General features: G+C 45.9%; 7 protein-coding genes and 1 pseudogene. 7 read left to right on the forward strand and 1 reads right to left on the reverse strand.

Annotated elements, in window-relative coordinates:
* The first annotated feature begins 254 nt into the window (after window positions 1-254).
* From H6A12_RS01280 to H6A12_RS01310, 7 genes are read left to right on the forward strand one after another with little or no spacing between them, the layout of a single operon-like run.
* Window positions 255-1,349 (forward strand): class II glutamine amidotransferase, encoded by a 1,095-nt coding sequence (locus H6A12_RS01280; RefSeq protein ID WP_204443968.1) that lies wholly within the window; start codon window positions 255-257, stop codon window positions 1,347-1,349.
* Entirely contained in the window at window positions 1,349-2,854 is a 1,506-nt protein-coding gene (locus H6A12_RS01285; protein WP_204443970.1) for a glutamate synthase-related protein, read from the forward strand. Before H6A12_RS01280 ends, H6A12_RS01285 begins: the two co-directional genes overlap by 1 nt.
* Window positions 2,855-2,858: 4 nt before the next feature.
* Window positions 2,859-3,299 (forward strand): 4Fe-4S dicluster domain-containing protein, encoded by a 441-nt coding sequence (locus H6A12_RS01290; RefSeq protein WP_204443972.1) that lies wholly within the window; start codon window positions 2,859-2,861, stop codon window positions 3,297-3,299.
* Window positions 3,296-4,528 carry an NAD(P)/FAD-dependent oxidoreductase gene (locus H6A12_RS01295; RefSeq protein WP_204443974.1) on the forward strand — a complete coding sequence of 411 codons (1,233 nt, stop codon included), beginning with the start codon at window positions 3,296-3,298 and terminating at the stop codon, window positions 4,526-4,528. The genes H6A12_RS01290 and H6A12_RS01295 overlap by 4 nt, the downstream gene beginning before the upstream one ends.
* Entirely contained in the window at window positions 4,528-5,253 is a 726-nt protein-coding gene (locus H6A12_RS01300; protein ID WP_204443976.1) for a glutamate synthase, read from the forward strand. Before H6A12_RS01295 ends, H6A12_RS01300 begins: the two co-directional genes overlap by 1 nt.
* A 21-nt stretch (window positions 5,254-5,274) precedes the next feature.
* Window positions 5,275-6,492 carry a glutamine synthetase family protein gene (locus H6A12_RS01305; protein WP_204443978.1) on the forward strand — a complete coding sequence of 406 codons (1,218 nt, stop codon included), beginning with the start codon at window positions 5,275-5,277 and terminating at the stop codon, window positions 6,490-6,492.
* Between the two features lie 33 nt (window positions 6,493-6,525).
* Window positions 6,526-7,110: an ANTAR domain-containing response regulator gene (locus H6A12_RS01310; RefSeq protein ID WP_204443981.1), complete on the forward strand. Its 585-nt coding sequence runs from the start codon at window positions 6,526-6,528 to the stop codon at window positions 7,108-7,110.
* Window positions 7,111-7,212: 102 nt separating this feature from the next.
* Here the strand turns inward: H6A12_RS01310 and H6A12_RS01315 are convergent.
* Window positions 7,213-7,720, reverse strand: a pseudogene (locus tag H6A12_RS01315) (FIVAR domain-containing protein); the annotation flags it as partial.

Below are 7,720 nucleotides of genomic sequence, written 5' to 3' on the forward strand. Positions count from 1 at the left end.
CATTCCTCAAAGACGCCTTTGCCTTATGTGCTGCATTATACACCCGATTTCCGCTGTTGTCAACTCATTTTTGCAATTTTATTTTTTCAATATTGCAAAAAATATCTTCAATTCATTCTTTTCTCTTGACAAAATGCAATTTGCGTCCTATAATAACTGCAAATGAGCAAAGGCGTTCATTTTGGCATTCCATATGGTATGCCAAAATGGGCGCTTTTTCTTTTTACACATCCCTTGAAAGGAAAGAAACCGATATGAAAGTAGAAGGTCAAGTTCGAATCCCATCCGGCTGTGCGATTGCCGCTGTCATTTCTAAAGAAGGCCGCAAGATGTCGGGTGAAATGATCGTCAATGCGATGAAACCGATGCACGACCGTTCCAACGGTCTCGGCGGCGGTTTTGCAGGCTATGGCATTTATCCGGAATACAAAGATTTTTATGCACTGCATATGTTCTTTGATGAACGCGCTACCCGCAAAAACTGCGAGGTCTTTTTAAAAGAACGATTTGAAATCGTCAAATCCGAGATGATTCCAACACGCAAAATTCGTTCTATTACAAATGAACCGATTATTTGGAGATATTTTGTCGCACCATTGCAATCCGTTCTCGCATCGATGCAGCTTGATGAAAAGGAATTTGTCGCCCGCACAGTGATGCAAATCAATACAGAGATGAAAGGCGCTTATGTCTTTTCCAGCGGAAAGAATATGGGAACGTTCAAAGCGGTTGGTTTCCCGGAGGATGTCGGTGTATTTTATAAACTCGAAGAATATCAAGGATATTCCTGGACCGCTCACGGACGCTACCCAACCAATACACCGGGCTGGTGGGGCGGTGCCCATCCGTTCACACTGCTTGATTGGTCCATCGTTCATAACGGCGAGATTTCTTCTTATGATGCCAATCGTCGGTTTATTGAAATGTTCGGATATAAATGTACACTTCAAACCGATACGGAAGTAATCACTTATATTATGGACTATCTGATTCGCGTACAGGGCTTAACGCTCGGTGAAGCGGCAAGCGTCATTGCAGCGCCATTCTGGAGCACGATTGAACAGAAAACAGATTTGATTGATAAAGAAAAACATCTGTTTCTGCGGACTGTTTTCTCCAATCTGCTCGTTACAGGTCCGTTCTCCATTGTTCTTGGATTTAACGGCGGCTTAATGGCCTTAAACGATCGCTTAAAGCTCCGTTCGATGGTTGTCGGCGAAAAAGACGACAAAGTATTCATTGCCAGCGAAGAAGCTGCGATCCGTACGATGGAGCCCAATGCAGAAAACATTTGGGCACCTGCAGGCGGCGAACCTGTGATCATTCAAGTAAAGGACGGTGCTTATTGATGAGCATTTCATATATCTATCCCGAATTTGAGGTTATCAGAAACGACAACCGCTGCATTGCCTGCCGTGTATGCGAGCGCCAATGCGCCAATGAAGTACACTTCTTTGACCCGCAGCGCGGTGTCATGATGAGTGACGAATCAAAATGCGTAAACTGTCAGCGCTGTGTGTCGCTGTGTCCGACAAGAGCGCTGAAAATCGTAAAAAGCAACTGCACGCTTCGCGAAAACGCAAACTGGCAGATGGACACGATTACAGAAATCTATAAACAAGCAAACAGCGGCGGTGTTTTGCTTTCCTCCATGGGAAATCCAAAACCGTTCCCTGTCTACTGGGACAAAATCTTAATCAACGCATCTCAGGTCACAAACCCTTCGATCGACCCGCTGCGTGAACCGATGGAAACACGCGTATTCCTTGGCAAAAAGCCGCAAAAAGTAGACCGTGATCAAGACGGTCATTTAGTTTGCAAGCTTCCTCCGCAAATTGAACTTTCCATGCCGGTTATGTTCTCGGCAATGAGCTATGGCTCAATCAGCTACAATGCTCACGCCTCCCTGGCACGTGCGGCACAAAAACTCGGGGTTCTCTATAACACCGGTGAAGGCGGTTTGCACGAAGATTTCTACTGCTATGGAGAAAACACGATCGTACAGGTCGCTTCCGGACGGTTCGGCGTTCATGAGGATTATTTAAAAGCAGGTGCTGCAATCGAGATTAAAATGGGTCAGGGCGCAAAACCGGGCATCGGCGGTCATTTACCCGGCGCTAAAATTGTCGGCGACGTTTCCCGTACCCGTATGATTCCCGAAGGTTCCGATGCAATTTCCCCTGCACCGCACCATGATATCTATTCAATCGAAGACCTGCGCCAGCTTGTCTTTTCATTAAAAGAAGCAACCGCATATAAAAAACCGGTCATTGTAAAAGTTGCAGCGGTTCATAATATCGCTGCAATCGCCAGCGGCATTGCCAGAAGCGGCGCGGATATTATCGCGATTGACGGCTTCCGCGGCGGCACGGGTGCTGCTCCTACAAGAATTCGAGATAATGTCGGTATTCCGATTGAATTGGCGCTCGCAGCGGTTGATCAGCGTCTGCGTGATGAGGGTATCCGCAACAACGTTTCGCTTGTTGTCGGCGGTTCCATCCGCAGTGCATCGGATATCGTCAAAGCCATTGCCCTTGGCGCAGATGCATGCTATATCGCAACAGCCGCACTTCTTGCACTTGGCTGTCATCTTTGCCGCACCTGTCAAACCGGCAAATGCAACTGGGGCATTGCAACCCAGCGTCCTGAACTGGTCAAACGTTTAAATCCTGACATCGGAAGCGAACGGCTTGTCAATTTAATGGATGCTTGGCGGCATGAAATCAAAGAATTGATGGGCGGCATGGGCATTAACTCCATTGAAGCGCTGCGCGGCAACCGCCTGATGCTGCGCGGCATCGGCTTAACGGAAAAAGAACTGGAGATCTTAGGGATCTCTCATGCGGGAGAGTGATGATATGAAACGTGTCTATGTAAATGAAGAATGGTGTCTTGGATGCCATTTATGTGAATATAACTGTGCATTCGCCAATTCCGGCATGAAAGATATGGCGACCGCACTAAAAGGAAAAACAATCTATCCCCGCATCCACATCGAGGAAACCGATAACATTTCGTATGCGGTTTCCTGTCGTCACTGCACCGATCCGATCTGTGTAAAAAGCTGTATTGCCGGTGCAATCTCTAAAGTAGACGGTGTCGTACACATCGATAAAGAAAAATGTGTTGGCTGCTTAACCTGTGTGCTTGTTTGTCCCTATGGCGCATTGGCACCGGGTGAAACCGGCATTATGCAAAAATGCGAATTGTGTCTCCAAAACACCTGCGGAGAACCCGCCTGTGTAAAAGGATGTCCGAATCACGCGATTGTTTATGAAGAAAGAGGTGACGCAGAATGAATTCTTATGTTATCATCGGAAACGGTGTTGCTGCTGTCGGATGTATCGAAGGAATCCGGCGCGTTGACAAAAACGGAAAAATCACTGTGATCTCCGAGGAAAATCACGCAGTATATTGCCGTCCCTTAATCTCGTACTATTTAGAGCATAAAACCGATCTTGCACATATGAATTATCGTGACGGGCACTTCTATGAAAACATGGGTTGCGAAGTGATCTATGGCAAAAAAGCTGTTCAAATCGATTCTAAGCAGAAACAGGTTCTGTTAGACGACGCTACTGCTCTTCCCTATACTTCTGTTTGTGTTGCAGCCGGTTCTTCTGCGTTTGTTCCGCCGTTTGAAGGCCTCAGCACGGTCGAACAATGCTATTCGTTTATGACGCTTGATGATACCTTGGCACTTGAGAAAGCAATTCATCAAGATGCAAATGTACTGATTGTAGGCGCAGGCTTGATCGGACTCAAATGTGCAGAAGGTCTCCACGGACGTGTAAAGAGCATTACAGTGTGTGACCTTGCAGATCGTGTGCTGTCAAGTATTTTGGACACGGAGTGTGCCGCAATCATGCAGCGCCATCTCGAAGCAAATGATATTCATTTCCTGCTTGGAGATACCGCAGTGAAATTTGATAAAAACACCGCATTCATGAAAAGCGGCAAACAAGTGTCGTTTGACATTCTTGTCCTTGCTGTCGGTGTTCGCGCAAACACCGCGTTGGTGAAAGATTTAGGCGGCGAAGTAAACCGCGGCATTATTGTTAATACGAAGATGGAAACATCCATTCCTGATCTGTTTGCCGCAGGCGACTGCACAGAAGGCGAAGATATTTCATACGGTCAAAAACGTGTCTTGGCGATTCTTCCGAATGCATATATGCAGGGACATACCGCAGGCGTCAACATGGCAGGCGGAAACGCGCAGTTTGACAATGCGATCCCGATGAACTCTATCGGATTTTTCGGTTTGCACGCAATGACAGCCGGCAGCTATGACGGTGATGTCTATGAAGAGAAAACAGACTGCAAATTAAAGCGGTTGTTTACAAAAGAGAACCGATTGATTGGATTTATTCTGATCGGCGAAACAGAGCGTGCCGGTATCTATACTTCTTTAATCCGTGAACAGACACCGCTTGATTCTGTCAATTTCGAAATGCTTAAAGCAGTGGCTACAACTGCCGCATTTTCACCCGAAAATCGTAGAAAAAAATTCGGAGGTGTGGTATAATGACAAAAATAAATGCAGAAGATCTGAGTTATCAATCACTGAATGAAAAGCTGCGTGAAAATACAGGCACATTTGCAATTACCGGCTGCTGCGGACAGCGGTTTATCGGCGCAGGAATGTCACAGCGAACAATCACGATTGACGGCGTTCCCGGCAATGCACTCGGTGCATATTTAAACGGTGCATCAATTACCGTAAGCGGCAACGCACAGGATGCAGTGGGCGACACGATGAATGAAGGAACCATTATCGTAAACGGCAATATCGGTGATGCTGCCGGCTATGCAATGCGCGGCGGAAAAATCTTTGTAAAAGGAAACGCCGGTTATCGCGCAGGCATTCACATGAAAGCATACAAAGAAAAAGTACCCGTTATGGTGATCGGCGGCAGTGCTGGCAGTTTTCTCGGCGAATATCAAGCCGGCGGTGTAATTGTTGTACTGGGTCTTCACGAAGATAAGCGCCATCCTATTGTCGGCAATTTCCCCTGCACCGGAATGCACGGCGGCAAAATGTTTTTGCGCAGTGATTGCTCGTCTATTCGTTTTCCTCAGCAGGTTACTGCACGAAAAGCAACTGATGAGGATATGAAAGAACTGACGCAGTATATCGAAGAATACTGCCGTCTGTTTGGTGCTGATATGGCGCAAATTTTAGATGCGCCGTTTACAGTTGTCACACCTGACAGCAAAAATCCATACAAACAAATGTATGTGCAAAATTAAAAAGAAAGCAGGTAGCGATCTATGAAGTATTCAAAAGAAGAAGTTTTGCAGTATGTGCAGGAGGATGATGTAAAATTCATTCGTCTGGCCTTTTGCGATGTATTCGGCAAGCAAAAAAACATCTCGATCATGCCGCAGGAACTTCCGCGTGCTTTTGAATATGGAATCGCGTTTGACGCCTCGGCGATTGCGGGATTTGGCGATGAAACCCACTCGGATTTATTGCTTCGTCCGGAGCCGGAAACGCTGATGCAGCTTCCTTGGCGTCCTGAACACGGAAAAGTCGTTCGCATGTTTTCAAATATCTCGTATCCGGATGGTACGCCGTTTGAATGCGATACACGCAATCTGCTCAAACAAGCGGTTGCAGATGCAAAACGCGCCGGTTTTTCGTTTTCATTTGGTGCAGAGCAGGAATTTTATCTGTTCCATTTAGATGAAAACGGAAATCCGTCTGCCATCCCGTATGACAATGCAGGCTACATGGATATCGCACCCGAAGATCGAGGTGAAAATATCCGGCGTGAAATCTGCCTGACACTCGAACAAATGGGAATCCAGCCTGAAAGCTCTCATCATGAGGAAGGTCCCGGTCAAAACGAAATTGATTTTAGATATTCTGATCCGCTGACTGCGGCTGATAACACAATGACATTTCAAACGATCGTTAAAACTGTGTGCCGCCGCAATGGCTTATTTGCTGATTTTAGTCCAAAACCGCTCAGCGATAAGCCTGGAAACGGATTTCATATCAATATGTCTGTCAAACCTTGCACTGCATCCGAAAATCTTTGCTATATGATTGCCGGCGTTTTAGATAAAATTCCGGAAATCACTGCATTTTTAAATCCGACCCAAGCTTCCTATGAACGGTTCGGAAAAAGCAAAGCACCGGCATACATTTCCTGGTCCAGTGAAAATCGTTCGCAGCTTGTGCGTATTCCTGCGGCAATCGGTGAATACCGGCGTGCAGAACTACGCTCACCTGATCCGACAGCAAACCCATATTTGGCATTCACACTGATGATTTACGCCGGTTTATACGGTATTGCACATCAGCTTGATCTGCCTCCTGCTGCGAACTTCAATTTATATCATGCAGATGCAAAAACACTCCAACAGTTTTCAAAGCTGCCAACCAGCATGCAGGAAGCCGCACAAATTGCAGCAGCCAGTACGTTTGTCAAAGCGCATATTCCGGAAAAGATTTTAAATCTTTACTGTAAAGAATGTATGTGATGATTTAAAAAATCATATGAGGGGGACGTATAAATGAGTCTGAAAGAACGCATTTATCGTGTTTTGATTGTTTCATCATCAGACAAATTTAATACTGCTGTTTCTGCCTGCCTTCCGGAATCAAAGTATTCTCCAATTAAAATTGTTTCGACAATCCACGCTGCAAAACAAGTCCTCACGGAATATTCGTTCGATCATATCATCATTAATGCTCCGCTTCCGGATGATTTCGGCCTGCATTTTGCCATCGACACTTGCAGTATAAAAGAAACCGTTGTATTGTTGATTGTCAGCACAGAACTATACGATGAGGTTTATGATAAGGCTGCATCACATGGTGTTTTTGTATTGTCAAAACCCACTGCAAAGCCTGCTTTTTTCACCGCACTCAGCTTTATGGCGAGTGCACGGGAACGTTTTCGTACACTAGAAAAGAAAACGCTCTCCATTGAAGAAAAAATGGAGGAAATCCGAATTGTCAACCGTGCAAAATGGATTTTAATCAGTGAATTAAAAATGGATGAGCCAGGTGCACACCGCTATATCGAAAAACAGGCAATGGACCAGTGTGTAACAAGAAAAAGCATCGCAGAACAAATTATCAAAATGTATTCCTAAACAACAAAACAGCATATAAAAACACCCGCCGTTCCTTTTAGGAACGGCGGGTGTTTTTGTTGTGTTAGATCAACGATTTGATCGTTTCATCTTAAACAGATATCAGCGTACCTCTCTTCTCTTTTTGAAGATCAGAGTCACTGCATCTGTCATCAAAAGTGCGATCGGAAGGACCAGCGGTACATTATCACTGGTATCCGGATTTTCAGGATCTGTCGGAACCTCCGGATCTTCGGGCTCTGTCGGGAGAAGTTCTGCGTCTGTCAGTGCTTTTTCAAGCTCAGCATATGCCGCTTCAATTTCCTCATCTGTGCCGCGTGCCGCAATAACGTCTTCTGCTGCTTTAATTGCCGCAAGAATCGCCTGGCCGCTTTCCTCTGTATATTTGCTCAAATCCAACTCTTTTGCTGTATTGAGCAATCCAAGCAGCGCGCTTTGATCGCCGGAAGCAACCAATGCACCTTTTGCTTCGAGCAGTGCGTCATATGCTGCATCGACTGTATCCTGCAATGCATCCGGTTCACCTGCAACTGCTTTCGCTGCATCCAGCTTCTCAATCAAAGCTGCCCAGGTTGCTGTTGTGTAGTCTGCTTCTTTGAGCGCTTCCACT

It is taken from the genome of Merdimmobilis hominis, assembly GCF_016901855.1.
Lineage (GTDB): Bacteria > Bacillota > Clostridia > Oscillospirales > Ruminococcaceae > Paludihabitans.

Bases quoted from the DNA above. Each gene is read 5' to 3' on its own strand.
- H6A12_RS01280 (WP_204443968.1), top strand. From the start codon at position 255: ATGAAAGTAGAAGGTCAAGTTCGAATCCCATCCGGCTGTGCGATTGCC.
- H6A12_RS01300 (WP_204443976.1), top strand. From the start codon at position 4,528: ATGACAAAAATAAATGCAGAAGATCTGAGTTATCAATCACTGAATGAA.
- H6A12_RS01310 (WP_204443981.1), top strand. From the start codon at position 6,526: ATGAGTCTGAAAGAACGCATTTATCGTGTTTTGATTGTTTCATCATCA.
- H6A12_RS01285 (WP_204443970.1), top strand. From the start codon at position 1,349: ATGAGCATTTCATATATCTATCCCGAATTTGAGGTTATCAGAAACGAC.
- H6A12_RS01305 (WP_204443978.1), top strand. From the start codon at position 5,275: ATGAAGTATTCAAAAGAAGAAGTTTTGCAGTATGTGCAGGAGGATGAT.
- H6A12_RS01295 (WP_204443974.1), top strand. From the start codon at position 3,296: ATGAATTCTTATGTTATCATCGGAAACGGTGTTGCTGCTGTCGGATGT.
- H6A12_RS01290 (WP_204443972.1), top strand. From the start codon at position 2,859: ATGAAACGTGTCTATGTAAATGAAGAATGGTGTCTTGGATGCCATTTA.